General features: G+C 70.4%; 15 protein-coding genes. 8 read left to right on the top strand and 7 right to left on the bottom strand.

Annotated elements, in window-relative coordinates:
* Window positions 1–21: 21 nt before the first annotated feature.
* Together pflA and pflB are read right to left on the bottom strand one after the other, a co-directional pair.
* A complete protein-coding gene (pflA, locus tag ABZ714_RS07360) occupies window positions 22–774 on the bottom strand; it encodes a pyruvate formate-lyase-activating protein (protein ID WP_358824184.1) in 753 nt (250 codons plus the stop codon).
* The gene (pflB, locus tag ABZ714_RS07355) at window positions 771–3,032 is read right to left on the bottom strand and encodes a formate C-acetyltransferase (protein WP_358824183.1); all 2,262 of its coding nucleotides are present in this window, start codon (window positions 3,030–3,032) and stop codon (window positions 771–773) included. The genes pflA and pflB overlap by 4 nt, the downstream gene beginning before the upstream one ends.
* 1,260 nt (window positions 3,033–4,292) lie before the next feature.
* Here pflB and ABZ714_RS07350 point away from each other — a divergent pair.
* From ABZ714_RS07350 to ABZ714_RS07335, 4 genes are all read left to right on the top strand, one after another.
* Window positions 4,293–5,030 (top strand): CBS domain-containing protein, encoded by a 738-nt coding sequence (locus ABZ714_RS07350; protein WP_358824182.1) that lies wholly within the window; start codon window positions 4,293–4,295, stop codon window positions 5,028–5,030.
* 87 nt (window positions 5,031–5,117) lie between these two features.
* Window positions 5,118–7,763, top strand: a complete 2,646-nt coding sequence (gene adhE, locus ABZ714_RS07345) for a bifunctional acetaldehyde-CoA/alcohol dehydrogenase (RefSeq protein WP_358824181.1) — start codon at window positions 5,118–5,120, stop codon at window positions 7,761–7,763.
* 324 nt (window positions 7,764–8,087) lie between these two features.
* Window positions 8,088–8,717 carry a hypothetical protein gene (locus ABZ714_RS07340; RefSeq protein ID WP_358824180.1) on the top strand — a complete coding sequence of 210 codons (630 nt, stop codon included), beginning with the start codon at window positions 8,088–8,090 and terminating at the stop codon, window positions 8,715–8,717.
* Between the two features lie 372 nt (window positions 8,718–9,089).
* Entirely contained in the window at window positions 9,090–9,521 is a 432-nt protein-coding gene (locus ABZ714_RS07335) for a pyridoxamine 5'-phosphate oxidase family protein (protein WP_358824179.1), read from the top strand.
* A gap of 173 nt (window positions 9,522–9,694) precedes the next feature.
* On the opposite strand, the gene gap is transcribed toward ABZ714_RS07335, so the two are convergent.
* The 3 genes from gap to ABZ714_RS07320 form a co-directional block, all read right to left on the bottom strand.
* Window positions 9,695–10,852: a type I glyceraldehyde-3-phosphate dehydrogenase gene (gap, locus tag ABZ714_RS07330; protein WP_358824178.1), complete on the bottom strand. Its 1,158-nt coding sequence runs from the start codon at window positions 10,850–10,852 to the stop codon at window positions 9,695–9,697.
* Between the two features lie 26 nt (window positions 10,853–10,878).
* The gene (locus ABZ714_RS07325) at window positions 10,879–13,260 is read right to left on the bottom strand and encodes a phosphoketolase family protein (protein ID WP_358824177.1); all 2,382 of its coding nucleotides are present in this window, start codon (window positions 13,258–13,260) and stop codon (window positions 10,879–10,881) included.
* A gap of 105 nt (window positions 13,261–13,365) precedes the next feature.
* Window positions 13,366–14,259, bottom strand: coding sequence for a universal stress protein (locus ABZ714_RS07320; protein ID WP_358824176.1), 894 nt, complete (start codon window positions 14,257–14,259; stop codon window positions 13,366–13,368).
* 290 nt (window positions 14,260–14,549) lie between these two features.
* Here ABZ714_RS07320 and ABZ714_RS07315 point away from each other — a divergent pair, with 290 nt between their 5' ends.
* Window positions 14,550–14,927, top strand: a complete 378-nt coding sequence (locus tag ABZ714_RS07315; protein ID WP_358824175.1) for a nuclear transport factor 2 family protein — start codon at window positions 14,550–14,552, stop codon at window positions 14,925–14,927.
* Window positions 14,928–15,967: 1,040 nt separating this feature from the next.
* Here ABZ714_RS07315 and ABZ714_RS07310 read toward each other — a convergent pair.
* Entirely contained in the window at window positions 15,968–16,498 is a 531-nt protein-coding gene (locus ABZ714_RS07310) for an RICIN domain-containing protein (protein WP_358824174.1), read from the bottom strand.
* A 460-nt stretch (window positions 16,499–16,958) separates the two neighbouring features.
* Here ABZ714_RS07310 and ABZ714_RS07305 point away from each other — a divergent pair, with 460 nt between their 5' ends.
* On the top strand, window positions 16,959–19,724 hold the full coding sequence (locus ABZ714_RS07305; protein WP_358824173.1) for a hypothetical protein: 2,766 nt from the start codon (window positions 16,959–16,961) through the stop codon (window positions 19,722–19,724).
* A 599-nt stretch (window positions 19,725–20,323) separates the two neighbouring features.
* Window positions 20,324–21,286 carry an endonuclease/exonuclease/phosphatase family protein gene (locus ABZ714_RS07300; RefSeq protein ID WP_358824172.1) on the top strand — a complete coding sequence of 321 codons (963 nt, stop codon included), beginning with the start codon at window positions 20,324–20,326 and terminating at the stop codon, window positions 21,284–21,286.
* A gap of 40 nt (window positions 21,287–21,326) precedes the next feature.
* Here ABZ714_RS07300 and ABZ714_RS07295 read toward each other — a convergent pair whose 3' ends face one another.
* A complete protein-coding gene (locus tag ABZ714_RS07295) occupies window positions 21,327–22,235 on the bottom strand; it encodes an aminoglycoside phosphotransferase family protein (RefSeq protein WP_358824171.1) in 909 nt (302 codons plus the stop codon).
* A 186-nt stretch (window positions 22,236–22,421) separates the two neighbouring features.
* Here ABZ714_RS07295 and ABZ714_RS07290 point away from each other — a divergent pair, with 186 nt between their 5' ends.
* Window positions 22,422–23,243, top strand: coding sequence for a PepSY domain-containing protein (locus tag ABZ714_RS07290; RefSeq protein WP_358824170.1), 822 nt, complete (start codon window positions 22,422–22,424; stop codon window positions 23,241–23,243).
* The last annotated feature ends 14 nt before the right edge of the window (window positions 23,244–23,257 follow it).

Below are 23,257 nucleotides of genomic sequence, written 5' to 3'. Positions count from 1 at the left end.
GTCGGCCCTGTCCGCGCGTTCTCAGTGGGCCATGAGTCCGTGGTCGTGGAACCGGCCGCGGACCCGGTCCACCAGTGCGGCGTCGGGGACAGGGGTGTTCCGCAGAGGGAAGGGGGCGCCCGAGGCGTCGTACTTCGCGGCGCCGAGTTTGTGGAAAGGCAGGACGTCGACCCGCTGCACGGCTTTGAGGCGCGAGAGGAATCGGGCGAGCCGGTCGACTGCGTCAAGGTCGTCGGTCCAGCCGGGGACCAGCACGTATCTGATCCACATGGGCGTGCCCAGCCGATCGAGGCGGGTGGCGAAGTCCAGGGTGGGGGCGAGCGCGCCGCCGCCGGTCAGCTCCCGGTACGTGCTGCGGTCGAACGATTTCATGTCCAGCAGCACCAGGTCGGTATCGGCGAGGAGTTCGTCCGAGGCCCGGGCACCGAGGAACCCGGAGGTGTCGAGAGCGGTGTGCAGGCCGGCCTCCTTGCAGCGCCGGAGGACCGCCCCGGCGAACGCGGGCTGGAGCAGGGGCTCCCCGCCGGTGAGGGTGACGCCCCCGCCGGCGGCGGTGATGAACGCGCGGTACTTCTCGATCTCCGCCAGCACTTCGTCGGCATGGGTCTCCCTGCCGTCGCGCACACGCCAGGTGTCGGGGTTGGCGCAGTACAGACAGCGAAGGGGGCAGCCGCTGACGAAGAGTACGTACCGGGTCCCCGGACCGTCCACGCCGGTGGACAGGTCCCAGGAGTGGATGCGGCCGGTGACCGCGTCCCGCTCCCAGCCGTTCACAGCGATCCGTGGAAGGTACGGCCGATGACGTCGAGTTGCTGCTCACGGCTCAGGCGGACGAAGTTGACGGCGTATCCGGAGACCCTGATGGTCAGCTCGGGGTACTTCTCCGGGTGCTCCATGGCGTCTTCCAGCACGGACCGGTCCAGGACGTTGACGTTCATGTGGAACCCGCCCTCGGACATGTAGGCATCGAGGATGCCGACCAGATGACCGGCGCGCTCCGCGGGGACGTGCCCCAGACCCTCGGGGGTGATGGTGGTGGTCAGCGAGATGCCGTCCCGGGCCTGCTCGTAGGGCAGTTTGGCCACGGAGAGGGCGGAGGCGGCGACGCCGTGCCGGTCGCGGCCGTTCATCGGGTTGGCGCCGGGGGCGAAGGGCTCTCCGGCGCGGCGGCCGTCGGGGGTGTTGCCGGTGTGCTTGCCGTAGACGACGTTGGAGGTGATGGTCAGGACGGACTGGGTGTGCTCGGCGTCGCGGTAGGCGGGTTGCTTGCGGACTTTCGCCATGAAGGACTCGACGAGTTCGGCCGCGAGGGAGTCGGCGCGGTCGTCGTTGTTGCCGTACGCCGGGAAGTCGCCGTCGGCATGGAAGTCCACGGCCAGTCCTGTCGCGTCGCGAACCACCCTCACGCGCGCGTGCTTGATGGCGGAGAGGCTGTCCGCTGCGACCGAGAGTCCGGCGATGCCGCAGGCCATGAAGCGGTGCACCGGATGGTCGTGCAGGGCCATCTCGATCCGTTCGTAAGCGTACTTGTCGTGCATGAGGTGGATGATGTTGAGCGCGTCCACATAGGTCGCGGCCAGCCAGGTCAGTACGCGGTCGTAGGCGGCTGACAGTTCCTCGTAGTCCAGGTAGTCGCCCGTCAACGGCGTTGTCTGCGGGGCGACCTGCTCACCGGTCATCTCGTCCCGGCCGCCGTTGATGGCGTACAGCAGCGCCTTGGCGAGGTTGACGCGGGCGCCGAAGAACTGCATCTGTTTCCCGACCGCCATCGCGGAGACACAGCAAGCGATCGCCGTGTCGTCGCCCGTGCGCGGGCGCATCAGGTCGTCCGACTCGTACTGGACGGCGCTGGTGTCGATCGAGACCTGTGCGCAGAACCGCTTGAAGCCGTCGGGCAACTGGGGCGACCACAGCACGGTCAGGTTGGGCTCGGGCGCGGGACCGAGGTTGTACAGGGTCTGGAGGAAGCGGAAGGAGGTGCGGGTGACCAGCGTCCGGCCGTCCTCGCCGATGCCGCCGATGGACTCCGTCACCCAGGTCGGGTCGCCGGAGAACAGCGCGTCGTACTCGGGCGTGCGCAGAAACCGCACGATCCGCAGTTTGACGACGAAGTCGTCGATCAGTTCCTGGGCCGCGGTCTCGTCGAGCAGTCCGTCGTCCAGGTCGCGTTGGAGGTACACGTCCAGGAACGTGGAGGTGCGACCCAGCGACATCGCCGCACCGTTCTGCTCCTTGACCGCGGCGAGATAGCCGAGGTACAGCCACTGCACGGCCTCGTGCGCGGTGGCCGCGGGCCGGGAGACGTCGCAGTCGTACGTCGTGGCCATGCGGGTCAGCTCACCCAGCGCCCGGATCTGCTCGGCCAGTTCCTCACGGTCGCGGATGACGTTCTCGGTGGACGGCCGGGCGTCCAGCAGGGCGCGTTCGGCGCGCTTGGCCTCGATCAGCCGGTCGGTGCCGTAGAGGGCGACGCGCCGGTAGTCGCCGATGATCCGGCCGCGACCGTAGGCGTCCGGCAGTCCGGTGATGACGCCCGCCTTGCGAGCGGCCCGCATCGCGGGGGTGTAGGCGTCGAAGACGCCGTCGTTGTGGGTCTTGCGGTAGCTGCCGAAGACCTTCGCCACAAACGGGTCGACCTGGTATCCATACGCCTTCAGTCCGTTCTCCACCATGCGCAGGCCGCCGTTGGGCATGATCGCCCGCTTCAGCGGGGCGTCGGTCTGCAATCCGACGACCAGCTCGCGGTCACGGTCGATGAAGCCCGCTGCGTGCGAGGTGATCGTCGAGGGAGTCGCGGTGTCGATGTCGAGGACACCCTTGCGCCGTTCCTCGGGGAACAGCGCGCTGACCTTCTCCCAGACCGCGCGAGTGCGATCCGTCGCGCCCGTGAGGAAGGACGCGTCGCCCTCGTAGGGCAGGTAGTTGGCCTGGATGAAGTCGCGCACGTCGATACGTCCGCGCCACAGGCTCCCGGTGAACCGCCGCCACGGGTCGGCGGCCCGGGGGGCGGCTGTCGCTGCCTTCGCGGTCATGGCGGGTCCTCTCGTCGAATGGTCTGCCTGCCTCCGATACTCGTCGTTCGGACGGACGGCGAGGAGTATCGGACGGGGTACCACGCTGGTCCCGTGCGGCCCCGCGGTCCGGGACCTTCGGCCCTCCGCCGTTCGCACAACACACTCGGCGCCGCGGTCCTCGGCTGCGCCGAGGCCGTACGCGCGCTGCGGCAGACCCGGCGGGTCGTCCCCGCCCGCAAGGGGGCCGGCCCGCACGACCTGCCCGCTGTGATCGCCGTCGAGGGCCGTCTGCACGAGCTGCGGTCAAGGAGCCGCCACCTCGGCGGACGGCACCACCGAAGCGGTGTACCGCGGCCCGGTGCCGCTCATGTAGTGGGCCGTCATTGACAAGGGCGTGTTCCCGACGTCGCGCGGCAAGACGCTCGACCGGGGCGGTGGGGGCGCCTGGTGGACATCGCGGTCGCCGAAGGCCGCTCGGACCGGTCTCAGAGGCGGTGGGCGCGGTGGACAAGGCCGCGTATCCGGGCTCGGCGCGCTTCTTCCACACGGTCGGATTCGACCACGTCTCCTGCTCGCCGTTCCGTGTGCTGGTAGCGCGGCCGAAGGCGGGCCGGGCCGTTGCTGGAGGAGACCGAGGAGAGTGCCAACAGGTGACGTGCGAAGGGCCCACCGCCCTGGTTCCGGGGGCCGGCGGCCCCTGGGCCGGGGCGGGGAGACGCAGAAGCCTTGAATCCCGGCCGGACAATCACCAAGGAGTGAAGCGCATGGCTGCCCAGTACCCCGCCGAGGGGGCCGTCGAAGAGACCGATACCCGGTGGATCGCCGCCACGGTGCCGGGGCGCGCGGACGGCGACGTGGACGAGGAGTCTGTCACGTACCTCAGGGCGAACGTCGGCGCCGCGCTGAACCGTCCCCGGCTTCCGTTCGTGAGCGGCGAGGCGCGCCTCGTCAGGGTCCCCGCCGCCACATCGAGCCGCCGTGGTCCGCGGGCGCCGAGATCCGGATCGGCAGCGAGCCGGTGGTCGTCCACGCCACGAGGCGAGTGCGACCGAACTCGCGGACCGGCTCCAGGGCCGGCCGCGCAGCGAGCGCCGTCCGGGGTCCGGGGTGCCGCCGGGCCGCCGCCGTGGCGCGGCGGGCCCCAGCGAAAGGCGCGCGCCGTCGGACTCCCGGCGCAGCCGGCCGGACCTGACGTGCTCCCCCTGCCCGGGCGCGGCCCGGGCTGCCCGTGAAAAGAAGGGAGAGAACAACATGAACTGTCGCACCGTCGGTGAAGTGATGACCAGGAATGTCGTGCGGGCGCGCCGGACGACAACGTTCATGGAGATCGTGCGGCTGCTCGATGTCCACCAGATCAGCGGAGTGCCGGTGGTCGATGACGACGACAAGGTCCTCGGCGTGCTTTCCGGTAGCGACCTGGTGCGTTCCGAGGCGACGTGGAGCGGCCCCGCCCCGGGCCGCGGTGTCATCGCGGCGGACATCATGTCGAGCCCCGCGATCACCGTGCACCCGGAGCAGTCCGTTCCGGACGTGGCGCGGTTGATGGCGCGCCGCGACGTGGAGCGGCTGCCCGTGGTCGACGAGGAGGACCGGCTCATCGGCATCGCTACCCGCCGCGATCTCCTCAGCGTCTTCCTGCGCGCGGACGACGAGATCCGCCGGCAGGTCACCGAGGAGATCATCACCGGTGCTCTGGGGTTGCCGCCCGACGCGGTGGTCGTCAGAGTCCGCGACGGCGTCGTCACCCTCAACGGCCGTGTGGAACTGCGCAGTCACGTCCCGGAAGCCATCCGCGCTGCCTGGCGCCTGGAAGGAGTGACCGGCGTGGTGAACTGCCTGGCCTTCGTCGTCGACGACTGCGCGCAGCCAGGCGCCGGAACACGGGACCGGCCCCGCCGAGAACTCCTCCAGGACCGACCGCGTCTCAGGGCCGACCGGCCCTCCCGGTCCGGACCGCACGGAGCGGAAGGGGGCCCTTCGGCGCCTGCCGCGGCACCCGGCTCCGCGGGACAGTGAGGTCAGGGAGCGGCACCGCCCCCGAGCCGCCGCTCGCCGGCACCGCCGCAGACCGACGGCGACCCCTGACAACGGAGGCGAACCACCATGACCCGACAGGACTCGCGATCCAGGGCCCTGAGCGGCACCGACGGCACCGCGACCGCCGTGGACCGTCTGGTCACGGCCGGTCTCACGGCGCTCGCCGAATACGAGAACCTCACCCAGGAGCAGGTCGACCACATCGTCGCGAAGGCGTCGGTCGCCGCGCTGGACCAGCACACCTGGCTGGCCCGCCTGGCGGTGAAGGAGACCGGCAGGGGCGTCTTCGAGGACAAGGCGGCCAAGAACATGTTCGCGTGCGAGCACGTCACGCACAGCATGAGCCCCATGAAGACCGTCGGGGTCATCGCCCGGGACGACATCGAGGACATGGTCGAGATCGCGGAGCCGGTGGGTGTGCTGGCCGCGGTGACACCCGTCACCAATCCGACCTCCACCACGATCTTCAAGGCGCTGATGGCGCTGAAGACCCGCAACCCGGTCGTGTTCGCCTTCCACCCCTCCGCCCAGCGCTGCAGCGCCGAAGCGGCCCGGATCGTGCGGGACGCCGCCGTGGCGGCGGGAGCGCCCGAGCAGTGCATCCAGTGGGTCGAGACGCCGTCCATCGAGGCCACCCGCGCCCTGATGCACCACCCGGGCGTCTCCCTCATCCTCGCCACAGGCGGCAACGCCCTGGTCAAGGCCGCCTACTCGGCCGGGAAGCCCGCCCTCGGCGTGGGCGCCGGCAATGTCCCCGCCTATGTACACAAGAGCGCGAAGCTACGGCAGGCCGTCAACGACCTGGTGCTCTCCAAGTCGTTCGACAACGGCATGATCTGTGCCTCCGAGCAGGCCGTCATCCTCGACGACGAGATCTACGACGCGGTGCTGGCCGAGTTCCGTACCCTGCACGCACACCTGGCCACCCCGCAGGAGAAGGCGAAGCTGGAGAACTTCCTCTTCCCCTCGGCGGGCGTGTCCGGCGGAGGCTGCGAGCCGAAGGTCAACTCGGCCGCCGTCGGCCGGAGCCCGGCGTGGATCGCCGAGCGGGCCGGGTTCAGCGTCCCCGACGACACCACGCTCATTCTGGTCGAGGCCGACCGGATCGGCCCGGACGAGCCCCTGACCCGGGAGAAGCTCTGCCCGGTGCTCGTCGTCCTGCGCGCCGGGGACGAGCACGAGGGTTTCGCTCTCGCCGCGGACCTGGTCGCGTTCCACGGCCAGGGCCACAGCGCCGTCATCCACACCGAGGACCCCGCCATGGCGGAGGCGTACGGCATGCGGATGAAGACCGTTCGCGTCATCGTGAACTCCCCCTCGTCCCAGGGCGCGATCGGCGGCATCTACAACAGCCTGTTGCCGTCCTTGACCCTGGGTTGCGGCTCCTGGGGCAGCACTTCGGTATCCGACAACGTGTCCGCCGCACAGCTGCTCAACGTCAAGCGGGTCTCCACCCGCCGCAACAACCTGCAGTGGTTCAAGGTCCCGCCGAAGATCTACTTCGAGCCGCAGGCGATCCGCTACCTCACCGCCATGCCGGATGTCCACCGCGTCACGATCGTCACCGACGCCACCATGACCCGCCTCGGCTTCGTCGACCGCGTCACCCGCGTCCTGCAACAGCGCCGAGAACCGGTCACCCTCCAGATCATCGACAACGTCCGGCCCGAACCCAGTATCGACTCCGTGCGGTACGGCGCCGGCCTGATGCGGGACTTCCGTCCGGACACGATCATCGCCCTAGGCGGCGGATCGCCCATGGACGCCGCCAAGGTGATGTGGCTGCTGTACGAGCAGCAGGCCCAGGGAAAGGACGTGGACTTCGCCGACATGCGGCACAAGTTCTCCGACATTCGCAAGCGCGCCTTCCGCTTCCCGGCCCTGGGCCAACTGGCCCGCCTGGTGTGCGTTCCCACCACCTCCGGGACCGGCGCCGAGGTCACCCCGTTCGCCGTCATCTCCGACCCGGCAACCGGCCGGAAGTACCCGCTGGCGGACTACGCCCTCACCCCCAGCGTGGCCGTCGTCGATCCCCTTCTCACCATTGCCCTGCCACCGGCGCTGGCCGCCGACAGCGGCTTCGACGCGCTCACGCACGCCATCGAGGCGTATGTGTCCGTCTACGCCAGCGACTTCACCGACGGCCTCGCGCTGCACGCGATCCGTCTGGTCTTCGATCATCTGGAAGCGGCGGTCAACGACCGCGACGAGTCGGCGAGGGCCCGGGAGAAGATGCACAACGCGGGCACCATCGCAGGCATGGCCTTCGGCAACGCCTTCCTCGGCATCGTCCATGCGATGTCCCACACTCTCGGAGCCGCCTTCCACATCGCGCACGGCCGCACGAACGCGGTTCTGCTCCCCCACGTGATCCGCTACAACGGCACGGTCCCGGCCAAGCTCACCGGCTGGCCCAAGTACGAGGACTACCGCGCTCCCGAGCGCTTCCAGGACATCGCGCGGGCCGTCGGCCTGCCCTCGGCCACACCTGCCGAGGGCGTGGAATCGCTCGCCGCAGCCGTCGAGCGCCTGCGGGAGGCCGTCAACATCGAGCCGACCTTCAAGGCGCTGGGCGTCGACGAACCGGCCTTCCTCGACGCCCTGCCCCAGCAGGCCCTCAACGCCTTCGAGGACCAGTGCGCGCCGGCCAACCCCCGTATGCCGATGCTGGACGACATGGAGAACATCATGCGCGCGGCCTACTACGGCTGACCGCGGCCGGGCAGCGGGCCCGAGATGACCGAAGTGACCGGCCGAGGCCGTCGTGCAAAGGCGTACTGCCTTCCGCACGACGGCCTCGGCGCGCGCCGGGTACCGCGGTGAGTGGCCCCGCGGTCCTACCCGGCGACGGGGGCGGAGTACGGTCGGATGCCCATACTCCGCGCCCCGCCCGCGCGCGGAGCTGCCGAACGTCCCGGTCGGTCAGGACCCTCGGGACCCCGGGAGCAGACCATCGGCATCAGGCGCGGTACCGGTCCCGGCCGCCAGAGTGAGTGTCAGAAGGCAACCGCACCGCCTCTCGAAGGGATCACCGCCATGACCACCCACGAGCACCCCCACCGGACCGCGGGCTTCCGGCGGCCGTCCGCGCGATCGAATCAGACCAGCCCCGAGTTTACGCCCGCCGAGGCGGTGCACACCGGCACGCGCGCCGCGCGGGCCTACGTCTTCGGCTCGGTCCGCTTGCTCATCGGTTTCGTCTTCCTGTGGGCTTTCCTCGACAAGGCGTTCGGCCTCGGCTACGCCACCCCGTCCGGCAAGGGCTGGATCGAGGGCGGATCGCCCACAGCGGGGTTCCTCGGCCACGTCGCCGTGGGACCGATGGAGTCCACATTCCACTCCTGGGCCGGCGACAGCTGGGCGGACTGGCTGTTCATGCTGGGGTTGCTCGGCATCGGCCTGGCCCTGGCCGCCGGGGTGGCGCTGCGGTTCGCGGCCGTCGCGGGCACCGTGATGATGGCGCTGATGTGGATAGCCGAGTGGCCACCGGCCCGGCACCTGTCGGACGGCTCCCCGAGCATGTCGACAAACCCCTTCGCCGACTACCACCTCGTCTACGCCGCGGTCCTCATCACCCTCGCCGCCGTCTCGGCGGGCGACGCCCTGGGCCTCGGCCGAAGCTGGGCACGGCTCTCCACGGTCCGCGCCCACCCGTGGCTGCGCTGAGCACATCCGGTGGGGCAGACCCCATCCGAAGAGCCCCCGGCCCCCGGCCGGTACCCGTCCCGGGTACCGGCCGGGGGCCGGTCGGCGCTCCGTTGAGGCCGTCCGGCCCAAGCGGCCCGGACCGGCGCTGGGCAGGATGGACAAGCGAACCGACCGGATGAGGCCGGCGAAGTCTCCGCCTGTTCCTGCGGGTGGGGGCCCTCGCCGGCACGGGACGGGCCCGGCCTGCTCGCTCGGCTGCGGGGCCCGGGCGTGACGGCGGCTTCCCTTACCCGGGCCGGCACGGAAGTGCCGCAGGTCGCCTTCGACGGTCGGCGACCGGGGATCGTGACGGCTCGGGCCACGACACCCCACTCGGAGAGACGACCAGGCATGTATCCCAACGACGGATTCCGCGAACTCGACCGGCAGGAGAGCCTGCGGTTGCTGGCCAGGGCGGTCGTGGGCCGCATCGTCCACACCAAGGAGGCGCTGCCCGCGGTCCTGCCGGTCGGCTTCCGGCTGGAACCGGACGGTGCCGTCGTGCTGTGTACGTCCGCCGCCTCGGAGCTGGTCCGTGCCATCGGCGGCGCGGTGGTCGCCTTCGAGGCGGATGAGGTCGACATGGCCGCCGGCACGGGCTGGAGCGTCATCGTCACCGGTCCCGCCGCCGTGGTCACCGACCCCGTCGTACACGAGCGCCTCACCCGGTACGGGCCGCGCTCCTGGGTGCGCTGGCCGCAGGAGGTCTTCGTACGGATCGAGCCGGAACTGGTCACCGGGCGGATGCTCGTCGGCGGGCGGAGCCCCGACAGGACGGACTGACCTCCGCGGTGCGTGTCGGTGCCGCCGATTCCGAGTGACCGGCTGCTGATGGTCCCGCTCCCACCACCCGCTTGGCCCACAGCCAACGCAGCCACCTTTGCCACCGCTGCCGTCGCGACCGGTTCGGGGAACCGTACGCCCGGGGCCGTGGCTCGTTGGGACACGCGGCAGGCTCAAGCGGGGGGATTCGTACAGCGGCTTTCCCCGGGCACCCGGTATCCGCGCGGACTGCCGCCGGGCAGGACTCCGCCCCCCGGTCCGGAGCGCGGACACGGGGGGCGGGGCGGCCAGCGGTGCGGGCGGCCACCTGGCCGGGGATCAGCCGTCGGCCAGCAGCGCGGTGAGACGAGCAGCCGGTTGGTGTACCCCCACTCGTTGTCGTACCAGCCGAAGACCTTCACCAGGTTGCCGTGTGTCCGCGTCAGGGCGGCGTCGACGACGCAGGACGCGGGGTCGCCGATGACGTCACGGGAGACGATCGGGTCCGTGGAGACTCGTAGTACCCCCTTGAGCGGACCCTCGGCGGCCTCGCTCAACGCGGCGTTGACGTCCTTGGCGGTGGCCTTCCGCTTCAGTACCAGGGTGAGGTCGGTGAGCGATCCGTCCTCGACGGGTACCCGGACGGCCACACCGTCCAGCGCCCCAGCGAGTTCCGGGATGACCAGGCCGACGGCCCGTGCGGCCCCCGTGCTGGTCGGGATGATGCTCAGGGCGGCGGAGCGGGCCCGGCGCAAGTCCTTGTGGGGTCCGTCGAGCAGGGCCTGGTCGTTGGTGTAGCCGTGGACGGTCGTCAGGAGGCCGTGTTCGATCCCAAAGGTCTCGTGGAGCACTTTCGCCATCGGGGCCGCGCAGTTGGTGGTGCAGGAGGCGGCCGAGACGACGTGGTCGCCGTGGGGGTCGTAGGCGTCTTCGTTGACGCCCATGACGATCGTGGCGTCACTGCCCTTGCCGGGAGCGGAGAGCAGGACCTTGTGGGCCCCTGACTTGAGGTGGAGCGAGGCGGACTCGCGGTCGCGGAAGCGGCCGGTGGACTCGAGGATGATGTCGGCCCCGTGGTCGGCCCAGCACATGGCCGCCGGGTCGGGTTCGGCGGTGACGGCGATACGCGTGCCGTCGACGGTGAGGGAGTCGTCGTCGTGGGTGACGGTCCGGCCGAGCCGTCCGAAGGTGGAGTCGTAGCGGAGCAGGTGTGCGAGGGTCGCCGGCGGCGCGAGATCGTTGACGGCGACCACTTCCACGTATTGGGTGGCCGCTTCGGCCCGTTCGAGCGCCGCGCGCAGATAGGCGCGGCCGATCCGGCCGAAGCCGTTGATACCGACACGTGCGGTCATGGCGGGTTCTCCTTGCAGGTCGGGGTTCAGCCTGTCCAGGTCCAGTCGGTGACCTCGGGCAGGTCGGTGCCGTGTGCGCGGATCCAGACGTGGTGACGGGCGCGGGCGTCCGACATGAGGCGGCGGACGGTCGACGCGCGGCTGCCGAGACCGGGGACGCGGTCGATCACGTCCATGACCAGCCGGTACCGGTCCATGTCGTTGCTGACGACCATGTCGAAGGGGGTGGTCGTCGTTCCCACCTCCTTGTAGCCGCGCACGTGGAGATGGGGGTGGCCGGTGCGGCGGTAGGCGAGCCGGTGGATGAGCCAGGGGTATCCGTGGTACGCGAAGATCACCGGCGTGTCGGTGGTGAACAGGGCGTCGTAGGCGGAGTCGCTCATCCCGTGGGGGTGCTCCTGCGGGGGCGTCAGCCGGGCGATGTCGACGACGTTCACTACCCTGACGCGGAGTTCCGGAAGGTGCTGCCTGAGCAGTTGTGCCGCGGCCAGGATCTCCTGCGTGGCTACGTCGCCGGCGCAGGCGAGCACCACGTCCGGCCCGTCGGAGCCGCTCTCCGTCCCGGCCCATTCCCAGACTCCCGCCCCGAGGGCGCAGTGCACCCTGGCTTCGTCGAGGGAGAGCCAGTCGAACGTGGGTTGCTTCCCGGCGACGATGACGTTGACCCGGTCACGACTGCGCAGAGCGTGATCGGCCACGCAGAGGAGGGTGTTGGCGTCGGGGGGCAGGTAGACGCGGACGACTTCGGGGCTCTTGTTGAGGACGTGGTCGACGAAGCCCGGGTCCTGATGGGAGAAGCCGTTGTGGTCCTGACGCCAGACGTGCGAGGTGAGGAGGTAGTTGAGGGAGCCGACGGGAGCGCGCCAGGCCAGTTCTCCGGATGTCTTCAGCCACTTGATGTGCTGGTTGACCATGGAGTCGACGATGTGGGTGAACGCTTCGTAGCAGGAGAAGAGTCCGTGCCGTCCGGTGAGGAGGTAGCCCTCCAGCCAGCCCTGGCAGAGGTGCTCGGAGAGAACCTCCATGACCCGACCGTGCCGCGACAGATGCCGGTCGGTCGGAAGGGTCTCCGCCTGCCAAGCCTTGCCGGTGGCCCCGAGAACGGCTCCCAGCCGGTTGGACTCGGTCTCGTCGGGGCCCACGAGCCTGAAGTCACGTCGGTCCGCGGTGGCCTCCATGACCTCCTCGACGAACGCGCCAAGGATCCGGGTCGGTTCGTGGTCCGTCCCGCCCGGCTCGGTGACCGGCACGGCAAAGGGTTCGAGGGGCGGCAGAGGCAGATCCCGGGTCAGCAGTCCGCCGTTGGCATGGGGCGTGGCGCCGAGACGCCGACCGCCCTCGGGAACACAGGCCAGGACCTCGGCGACCGGCCGGCCGTCGCCGTCGAACAACTCCTCGGGCCGGTAGGAACGCAGCCATGCCTCCAGCTGCGCCAGGTGGACGGGGTCCTCGCGCACGCCCGCCAGCGGGACCTGGTGGGAGCGCCAGGTGTTCTCGACCGGTTCACCATCGACCTCGGCGGGCCCGGTCCAGCCTTTCGGAGTCCGCAATACGACGACGGGCCAGCGCACCCGCTCACTGACATCTTCCTGGCGAGCGGTTCGCTGCATGAACGCGATGTGGTCCACGGCCTGGTCGAGAACCTCGGCGAGGGCACGGTGGACCTGGAGGGGGTCGTCGCCGGTGACGTAGAAGGGCAGGTGTCCGTATCCGCGCAGCAGCGCGTCCAGTTCCCCCTGCGGCAGCCGGGACAGGACGGAAGGATTGGCGATCTTGTAGCCGTTCAGGTGAAGGATCGGCAGCACGGCTCCGTCGTGGACGGGGTCGAGGAATTTGTTGGAGTGCCAGGACGCCGCGAGCGGACCGGTCTCCGCCTCTCCGTCACCGATGACGCAGGCCACCAAGAGGTCGGGATTGTCGAACGCTGCCCCGTACGCGTGGGCGAGGGCGTAGCCGAGTTCTCCGCCCTCGTGGATCGATCCTGGCGTCTCCGGCGCGACATGGCTGGGCACGCCACCGGGGAAGGAGAACTGTCGGAACAGCTTCTCCATGCCCGAAGCGTCGCGGGTCACGTCCGGGTAGACCTCGGTGTAGCTTCCTTCCAGCCAGGAGTTGGCGAGCACGGCGGGCCCGCCGTGGCCGGGGCCCCAGATGCACAGGGCGTCGAGCCCGCGAGCCTTGATGACCCGGTTGAGATGGGTGTGGACCAGGTTGAGGCCGGGAGCGGTGCCCCAGTGGCCCAGCAGGCGCGGTTTGATGTGCTCCGGACGAAGGGGCTCGGTCAGCAGAGGATTCGACAACAGGTAGATCTGACCGGCGGCAAGGTAGTTCGCCGCCCGCCAGTGGGCGTCCAACGCGTGGAGTTCCTCGTCGGACGGTGCACTGCCGCGGTGGCGGGGCTGCTTCATGGGTGTCTCCGTTGGGCGTCAAGGGGATCAGCCGCTTTCCCGGGCGCGCTGAGCGGCTGGGCCGGGGCTGCGGTCCGGCTTGGCGCTCGCGCGCCTCGGGTGTCGTCACTTGTGCGCGACGACCGCGACGGGGGCCGTGGAATGGTGCAGAACCGCATGGGTCACAGGCCCGATACGGCCGGTGATCGCGGCACGGCGGATGCGGCGGCCGACCACGACCAGGGACGCGTGGCGGGACGCGCGTACCAGGTGATCGGCCGCCTTGCCCGACTCGATCTCCTCGATCACCTCGACGCCGGGGAACCGGTCCCGCCAGGGGCGCAGCACTCCGGCCAGCGCCTCGGCCTCCTGGGCGGCCAGCTCCGCGTCGAGCGCGGGGACCACCGGGATGCCGTAGACGTAGTAGTGCGGCGAGAGCTTCCAACTGTGGAGCACCCGCAGGGCGACATCGCGCCGGGAGGCGGCTTCGAACGCGAACTCCAGCACCGTGTCGTCGGGGCTGTCCGTGTCGAGGCCGAGGACGACCGGCGGCCGCGAGCACTCCGGCCGGCGAGCGTCCCGCGAGGTGCCGCCGGCCGCGGCCTCGTCGCGGACCAGGACCACGGGCAGCTCCGCCCGTGCGACGACCGACTGCCCCACCGAACCGAGGATGAATCCCGCGAAACCGCTCAGCCCTCGCGATCCGAGGACCAACAGCGCGGCGTCGCCCGCGGAATTCGTCAGCGCCTCGCCGGGCCGCCCGTTGCGCCGCTCCACTGAGATCTGGATCCGGGGGTGGCACACCCGGATGCTTTCGGCCGCCTCGTCGAGGAACTTGTCGGCCCACTGCCGCGGAGGGTCGATTCCCAAGAACAGGCCCCGGGCCGACGGCGGCCCGGGCTCCCGGACGTAGAGCAGCTTCAGCGACATGCCGCGCAGCGCGGCCTCCGAGGCCGCCCACTCGGCGGCTGCAAGGCTCTCGGGCGATCCGTCGAGCCCGACGTTGACGGTACGGGACATGGGGTCCTCCAGGGGACTGAGCCGTTGCTCGGCAGGTATTGGTGCCAGCTTCGGTTCAGGCGCCGCGGCACTGGAGGGGCCGCGGGGCCTCGGGCGTGGGCCGACCGGCCCTGGATGGCAGGGACCTCCGCGGGGTCTGTGCACATCGGCTGCTCCCGACGGGCCACCTCGGGCCCGGCCGCGGCCGCCTTCAGAAACAGAAGCGGTGATGGTGAGATGGATGGGATGGCTCACCGTGCTCGGAAGTCGGCTCGCGGGGCGAGCACACCGACGGCTGATATGACTGGGGCATGCAGGAAGAGACGGCACACTTCGCGATCGACACGTTCATCTCCGCGTTCAACGCCTCGGACGACAGCTATGTGGCTGCCCTGCTCTCCCAGGCCCTGACCTCGGACGTGGTCTTCTGGGGACCGTTGGGGCGCAGCGAGGGAATCGCGGCGGTCGAGCGGTTCGTGCTGGACATCCGGCGCCACCCGGCGGGGACCGGCACGATGGTGCGCTGCTCAGCGGTGGACATGCCTGACGAGTGGGCCCGGTACCAGTGGGTCTTCACCACGCCTGACGGAGGCCCCCGCCTGGCCGGAACGGACGTCGTTCATCTGCGGCGGAGCCTCATCGACCAGGTCATCGTTTTCGCTGGGGGGATCGAGCCGTCCGCCTCCTGAGTCATCCTTCTGCCACTGCCCTTCTCCCGAACGTGCCCCGTCGGCGTTCCGGGGCTGCTGTTCGCTTCTCCCGACCATCCGCCCCATTGACGACCACGAGGCGTGGACTGCCGTTCCGCTGAACCCGGCACATCGCGATATCCATGCGCCGGAGTACGGTATTGGAGCCGACGTCCCAGGACAGAACGCGCTCCAGGGGCCCATATGTCCGGCATGAGGATTACTTCGGCGAGACCGTCCGCCTCTCGGCCCAGCCGAGAAACACGCTACGCAGAGTGATGATCGCACTGGACCGGCCACCGCACCGGGCTCCGGAATCCCAGCAGCCTCCCGGGTGACTTGACGCACGTTTGCCGCTCAGGCCCCATAGTCCTCTGCGGGAAGCGACACCAAATGGTGCCTGAGCTGCAGCTTTGGCCTGCACCACCTGTCTCGATCTCTTCCGATGACGCACCACGTGGAGTGCTGAAGGAGGGGACGGTTCACCCGCACCTCTGAGGGGATGCGGCCGGAGGTACGGACACCATCAGAAGGGGCGGGCGGCCCCCGGCCGCGGAACGCCTCCGGGGTCCCCAGGCAGGCACCCCGGTAGATCCAGACGTCGTCCCCGTCGACCCTGCTGAACGACTCGCCGGCGTACAGCCGGGCAGTGCAGACCTCGAAGCAACGGGCACAGCCGGGTCGGGGACTTCGCCGAAGCACATGTGGAAGCGATCGCGATGAACTCGTCGGCGGTGTCCCGGGTGCTCATGGGATGTTCCTTTCCCGTTCCGGGCGGAACGCTCCCCAGGTACGGCCAGACGTTCCTCACTCTGCCGGCTGCCGAGGGCCTGTCCACGATCACACCATCGGTCTCCGGCGTTCGACGTCGAGAATGGCGACGAGGCGGCCGGTGCGGGCATCATCCGGTACAGCCGCGGCGGCGACTGCGACCAGAGTCTCAGGCTCCGCGAGGTCCAGCGCCACCGCGCCGCCTCCGAGCGCGGAACGAACGCACAACGCCGACGTCACCGGGCGCCGGAAGGAGCCCGCGCGGCGGGTCAGGTCGCGGCGATGAAGGTCCAGCCGGTTTCGAAGGTGGCCCATGGGCTGAGGGCGATCCGGGTGCCGGAGGAGGCGGGGGTCGCGTCGACGGGGCCGCCCTCGGGCCCCTCGTGGCTCAGGACACGCAGGCGGATCCCCGTGGACCCGGTGGGATGCGGCTGCGCGGGCTTGGCCGGGTCGAAGGAACTGCCGTGGAAGCCCGGGTAGCCCATGGCCCATCGCTGTTCCTGGCTCACGCCCGTGTGATGGGGCTGCTGGCCGATGGTGCGGTCCGGCTGGAAGGCGAGCGTCAGGCCGCTGTGGACGTTGACGATCCGGAAGAACGTGTACATGGTGCCGGTGTTGACGTCCTCGAAGCGCCACCGCTGGTTGGCTCCACCGTTACGGGTGTAGAGGATGGGAACCGTGCCGACCGCGGTGGAGAAGCCCGGCATGTCCCACACCAGCGTCGGCCGGGACGCCAGAGCGATGTAGAGCTCGCCTTCCGGGGCCTCGAACGTCGCCTCGAGGTTCTTGAACTGTGCCATGCGGCCTCCCGCCTACCGGGCCCCGCGACCCGGGGCGCGAAAGCCCCCGGCCCTGTGGCACCGGGGCAGGGGGAGATACGCCGTTCACGGTAGAGACCTCGTCCCGGTACCGGCCAGAGCGCCGATCCGGCCACTCGCGAACCCCAGTGGGGGTCATGAGTGCGCGAAGCCCCAGCCGGTCGAGCGCGCTGGGGGTGTGCCGGGCCGGACTACGGGTTGGAGGAGGGCCCGGTCCTGTCCGGAGTCAAGCCAAAGCCGGGTGGGGGCGTGCGGGGGGCGCGACGGCGGCGGGTCTCTGTTCGTCGCCGCAGGTAGGCGGCCCGGCGGACCGTGTGATGGCGCCCGCTTGAACCGGACATGTCTCTTGTTCCGGAGTATTCGGGGTGGTGCGCCGCTGTCAGACTCCCGCCCCGACTGGTTTCTTCCCCGGGCTTCCCGGCCTTCGAGAGGAGAACACGCGATGGGTTTCGTACGGTTCAAGACGACGGGCTACAGCTGGGTCCACACGTACCCGGCCGGCGGCGAGTGGCGGCTGCTGTTCGGACGGGGCACATTCGGGGCTCTGATCAACGAGCAGCGTCTGATCAGTTCGGAGCGGCTCAGCACCATCGCACCGAAGCTCCACAACGTCCGCCGACTGGTCAACAGCGACTCCGGGCTGGTGCTGTCCCGCCCCGGAGAGCCCCTCCAGAGCCTGTTCTTCTGGGGCGACAGCGTCGAGTGGTACGACTGGGAGCAGGGACGCGCGCTGAGCGAGGGGCCGTGGACGGCGCTCGGGAACTGGGGAACCGCCCTCCCGGCCGGCTATCGCTCACAGATCGACGCCCTGTTCCCGGCGCCCGACGCGGCGGACGGCGCGCGGCAGACGTACTTCTTCAAGGGCGGGCGGGTGCTCACCCTGAACTGGTCCACCGGGGTGGTGCGCGAGGCCCTGATCATCGACGGTCCGGACGCCTCGGACAGCGGCGGCTGGGCACAGCTCCCGGAGGAGTTCCGCCGGGACCTGGATCATGTCGTGGCGTACAAGCCCGCGCCGGACGGGACCCGGCAGAGCCTGCTGATCAAGGGAACCCGGGGGGTCCTGCTGAACTGGAAGACCGGTGTCCTGGCCTCCGGTGGTCTGGACGGGCTCGGGGTGCCTGGTCTGGCGGCGCTTCCGGAGCCGTTCCGTACGCCCTACCGTCCGGTCACCGGCCGCTGGAGCGGCTCCAACGGCGATCAGCGGATCGAGCTCCGGGTCGATCTGGAGGGTGACCGGCCGCTGGGGATCGTCAGTGGCGATCTGTTCACCGGCGACACCTGCACGGACTCCTTCCGTACCACCGCCGATCTGATCGTCCTGCCCGGCAGCGGCACTTACGCCCTCTACCAGTCGGGGCTTTCCTGGGCGAACAACTCGGCCCGGACGGACCTCTACCTCACGCTGCCCCGTACGGCCGTGAACAGCCCGGAGGGCAGCAACGCCGTCATTCATCTCTCCGCCCCCGGTGGCAGCCAGTCACTGGCGTTCTCCTGCTACTACAGTGGCGCGGCGCTGCGGTCGGTGGAGATGGAGACCGACGCGCTGGCGGGCGAGACCGTCTTCCAGAGCTACGACACCGCGCGGCACGACACGCCTCGCGACTACCGCAAGCGGGTTCTGACCATCGCCTCCGCCTACGCCGAGGCCGGTATCGAGCTGAAGAACGCGGGCCAGGTCAACCCCGTGGCCAACACCTCCGGCGACGACCTCCATTGGTCCGTCGCCGAGTTGCACGCCGCCATGACCGCCAACTTCAGCCTCCACCGGGACGCGGAACAGTGGCGGATATGGACCTTCGTCACCACCCGCTGCTTCGAAGCGCCCACCGCGGTCGGGCTCATGTTCGACTTCTCCGGCAGTCAGCGTCAGGGCATGGCCGTCTTCAACGGCAAGCTGCGGGAGGACAACAGCATCGGTAACGCCTTCGAGCTGTTCACCTACGTCCATGAGATCGGACATGTCTTCAATCTCTTCCATTCCTTCCACAAGCACCTGAGCACACCCCCGGGACCGCTGGGGCCGAACAACGGCTACGGTGACCTCTCCTGGATGAACTACCCGGCCTACTACGCCAACGGCGACCGCGCCGGGGCCGGGCACTTCTGGCAGGACTTCCCTCTCTCCTTCACCGATGACGAACTTCGCCATCTCCGTCATGGCTTCTACCGTCACATCGTCCCCGGCGGCAATATCTTCGGCGGCAACTCCGCGCTCACCCACAACGCGCTCACCAGCGCCGACGCGGCCCACACGGTCGTACTCCCCGATGCCGCCGAGAACCCCGGGCTGGCGCTCTCGCTGGGCGGAAAACAGATCTTCGGCTACGGCGAACCGGTCATGGCCGAACTCAGGCTCTCCCGGACCGGGGTGCGGGGGGACGTGGCCGTGACCGGGGCGATCGGACCGAAGGGCGAGCGCACCACCATCGTCATCACCGACCCCTACGGGCGCACCCGCACCTTCCGCCCCATAGCCCGCACCTGCACCGGACACGGGGCCGAGGAGCGGACCGTCACTCTCACCGAGGCCCAGCCGGCCGTCTACGAGTCGGTCTATCTCGGCTATGGCAGCGACGGACTGTACTTCGCCGAGCCCGGCACCTACCAGGTCACCGCCGTCCACACCGGACTCGACGGCGCCCGCACCGTCTCCCCCACCCGCACCCTCCGCGTCCGGACCCCCCTCGACCGCGCCGACCAGGAGGTCGGCGAACTCCTCACCGGCGACGACCAGGGCACCCTCCTCGCCTTCCTCGGCTCCGACGCCCCTCACCTCACCACCGGCAACGACGCCCTCCAGGAACTGATCGAACGCCACGGCGACCACCCGCTGGCCGCCTACGCCCGACTCGCCCGCGGTGCCAACGCCGGACGCCATTTCCAGACCATCGGCGACAGCGGCCTCCACATCCGCCAACCCGACATCACCGCATCCGTCACCCAGCTGACCGAAGCCATCGCCACCTCCAGCACCGACCAGAACACCGGCCTCGACAACCTCACCCTCAACGCGGCCCTGCGTCGCCTCGCGACCGTCCACGCCAAGGCCGGCGACCTCGAACGCGCCGAAGCCACCCTCGACACCCTCGTCACCCACTTCCACGACCAGGGCGTCCCCGCCCACGTCGAACAGCGCATACAGCAACAGGCCGACGAAACCCGTACCAGGATCCGCGAAGCCGCCGGGGAAGCCACAACCCCCTGAACCGGCCGTCCCGGCGACAGCGCGGAGCCGTTCACGGGATCATCCGGAGGCGGTTCACGAGTCCCGTCCGGTCGTTTCGACCGGGCGGGATTCGCCCCTTCGGGGAGCTGCCGGGAGGTCCGAGTGCGCGGATCGACCCACCCCGCACCCACCCTCGTGGGCCGGACGGACACTCGCCCGCCCCGGCCTCCGGGCGGCCGGGGTCCTGGGCGGCGCACCCGGGTGACGCGGCGAACTCACCGCGACAGGTCCGGCGGTGGCCGAATGCCGCCCGCGGACGATATTCACCATTCCTGTCGAGTGTCGGGCCACGGCCCACCGCCCGCCGGGACGGCCCTTGCCCGGGCGGATCACGTGATTCCGCGTCCGGGGGCGCGGTGATTCCGGGCGGCGACGGGCGGGCCGAGTGGGGTCGGTGGGGAGGGCTCGGGGACCGGAGGGCCAGGTGGGGCAAGGCTTTGCCGGCCGAAGGTCCTCGACGGCCGCCGGGGGGCGAAGGGGGCGTTGGCCCGCGTGATGGGATCGGCCGCGTTGACGCTGTGATTCCGGCTGCTCAGAATCTCCCGCTGAACCGTGACAATCCCGACCAGAGGGAGATCATGCGCAGACTTCTGATCTTCACGACCATGCTGGCGGCACTCTTCGGCCTGCCGGCGACGGCCGTACCCGCGAGCGCCGGACCAGCCCCCGACAGCCCGGCTACGGCTACGGCTACGTACAAGGTGTGGCACTGGAACATCTCCGGCCATGAGCACGGCGGAGTCGCAGGCGACATCACCAACACGGTCCTGGGCTCCCTGAGCTTCCGGAACCCGGACTTCATCTCGGTGAACGAGGTCTGCCCGGCCCAGTACAGGGCCATCCTCCAGGGCCTTCAGGCAGCGGGCTGGCCGGAGAGCGCGACCAACTTCGCCCGGTTCGAACCCATGCCCCACGCCACCAACAACCTGTGCACCAGCCAGGGCGGGGGTGCGGACACCGACCCGTACGGCGTCGCCGTCTTCAGCCGGTTCGCACCGAACGGCACCGACCGGATCACCCTGCCCTATGACGGAGTGAGGGCTCGCAAGCTGCTCTGCGTCTCCGTACCCAAGCCCGGCGACCCCCGGTTCTGCACAACGCATATCGCCACCAACTCGGCCAAGGGAGCACAGCTCGCGGCCGTACGCGCCCAACTGGTCGACTGGTCGACTGATAAGCCCGGCAATCCGGCCGATACGGTGATAGCCGCGGGCGACTACAACACCCAGCCCAATGACCAGCTGCTGGACAACTGGTACGCGCCCTCCGTGACGAGCCCGAACAATCCCGGTCCCAATTCGGGGATCTTCCGCGAACTGGACGACCAGGACCCGAGCTGCCCCGGCTACGGCGAGCAGACCACCGAGGGCTCCCTCGGCAACACCTGCGGGAAGCCCGCCAAGGTGGACAGTATCTACGCCGCCGAGACCAAGCTGATCTCCTACGACGCCGACTCCCACCCCATCAGCCAGACCGCCTGCGGCGGCCCCTGCTCCAACCACCGCATCGTGGACGGCACCCTGACCATCCCCGTGCCGTAAGACGCGGACGATCCCCGGCCCGGGCGGAGCGTACGGCCGCTCAGCCGGTTACTGCCTGGCTGATCTGGCGGGTGGTCTGTGCCGCGACCCGCGGGTTGTCGGCGGCGTAGGCGATATAGGCGTTCAGGCCCGTGGCCAGTGCCCAGCCCCGCCCCCGCGTCCAGGTCGCGTCGTCCACTCCCAGGGCCGCCCGGAACGCGGCCCGGCTCGCGGCCGACATCAGGGTGAAGGCGATGATGAGGTCGCGGGCCGGGTCGCCGACGCCCAGGTCGCCGAAGTCGATGACGGCGCCGAGGCGTCCGCCGGACATCAGCAGGTTGCCGGTGTGGAAGTCGCCGTGGAACCAGACCGGCGGGCCGGGCCACCCGGGGGCGGTCAGCGCCGCGTCCCACAGCTCCGTCAGCGCCGCCGGGTCGAACGGGCCGCCGTCCCGCGCGATGCGTGCGACGGCGGCCCGGGTGTCCCGGTCCCGGTCGGCGAGCGATCCGGCGGAGAGGCCGGCCCCGGCGATGTCGGCCGGTACGGCTCCGGGGTCGTACCCCCACAGGGCGATCAGGAACTCCGCCAGTTCGACGGCGGCGGCGGGCGAGTCGGCCAGCGCGTCGACGGTCGCGACCTCGCCGTCCAGCCAGCGGGAGACCGCCCACGGCCACGGATAGCCGAACGCGGGCTCGCCCACGGCCACCGGCGCCGGGACGGCCAGGGGCAGGTGCGGGGCGAGCCGCGGCAGCCATACGGACTCCTTCGCGGCCTGGCCGATGGCCCCGGCGTGGCGGGGGATCCGTACCGTCAGCTCCGTTCCCAGCCGGTAGATCACATGGTCCGAGCCGCCCGGGACGAGTGGTTCCAGCGGCAGCCCCGCCCACTGGGGGAACTGGCTGTCGACCAGCCGCCTGGCCAGGGCCTCGTCGATGGTGGGACGGATGTCCGCGGTGTTCCCCGTCGCCAAGTCCGGCTCCCGTGGTCGGCCCGCCACCGGCGGCGGGCGTACGACGGCCATCACAGTACGCACCCGCCCAGCGCGTCGACCGGTTTTCCCCCGCCCCGGGGCGGAGTGACGACGGCGGGCAGCTGATCGGGTGGCGCCCCGAGGTCTCGGAGTACGAGAGGCAGGCGGGCGGTTACCTGTCGCTCCATGCACCCTCCACTCACATCAGCCGCACAGAGCACAGAGGTCAGCCGTATCCCGGACGAGCCGGGGAGCCCCGGTGGCGCCCGCCCGTTCCGGGGCCGTATCGGTGCCGTGGTCTGCGCCGTCGCCCTCGCGCTGCCGGTGGTCACCGGCTGCGGGAGCGACGACGGCGACGCGGTCGTCTCCGCCGCCGAGGCGACCAGAAGCCCCTCCGGACGTCCTTCGGGAGAGGCGTCCCTCTCGCCGGAACGGGCGCAGCGCCAGGCCCTGGTCCGGTCCGCGAAGATCGGCTGGTCCGAGGCGGCGAAGACGGCCGTCGGCGAAGTCCCGGAGAGCGAACTCGTCGAACTGGACCTGGGGCGGACACTCCGCGGCACCCCCTCGCCGGGTGCCGTCACCGCCTCTCCGAGTGCGACACCCGCCCCGGGCAGCCCGCAGTGGACGGCGACCGTGGCCCTGCGGGACGGCACCGCGCACCGGGTGACGATCGACGCCGTCACCGGGGAGGTCCGGCGGTCCGAGGCCGAGAAGGACCAGGACGCCGGGGACAAGCAGGAGCTGGCCGACCTGCTCTCCCGGGCGACCCGGACCCCGCGGCAGGCGGTCGACACGGCCGCGGAGAAGTATCCGGGCACCGTTACCGGGCTTCAGCTCGACACCGAAGACAGCGGGGACGACAACGGCGACGACGGCGACGCGACCGGCGGCGTACCGGTCGTGGTCTGGGAGACCGAGGTGGCGAACACCCGGGACTGGACCGAGGCGGACGTCACGGTCGACGCCGTCACCGGGAAGGTCGTACGGGAGCGGGTCGACAAGGACTGACGTACCGCCGGGCC

Origin of the sequence: Streptomyces sp. NPDC006798 (assembly GCF_040635975.1) — a bacterium.
Lineage (GTDB): Bacteria > Actinomycetota > Actinomycetes > Streptomycetales > Streptomycetaceae > Streptomyces.
The sequence above is the reverse complement of the archived record's forward strand: the minus strand, read 5'-3'. Positions and strand labels throughout refer to the sequence as shown.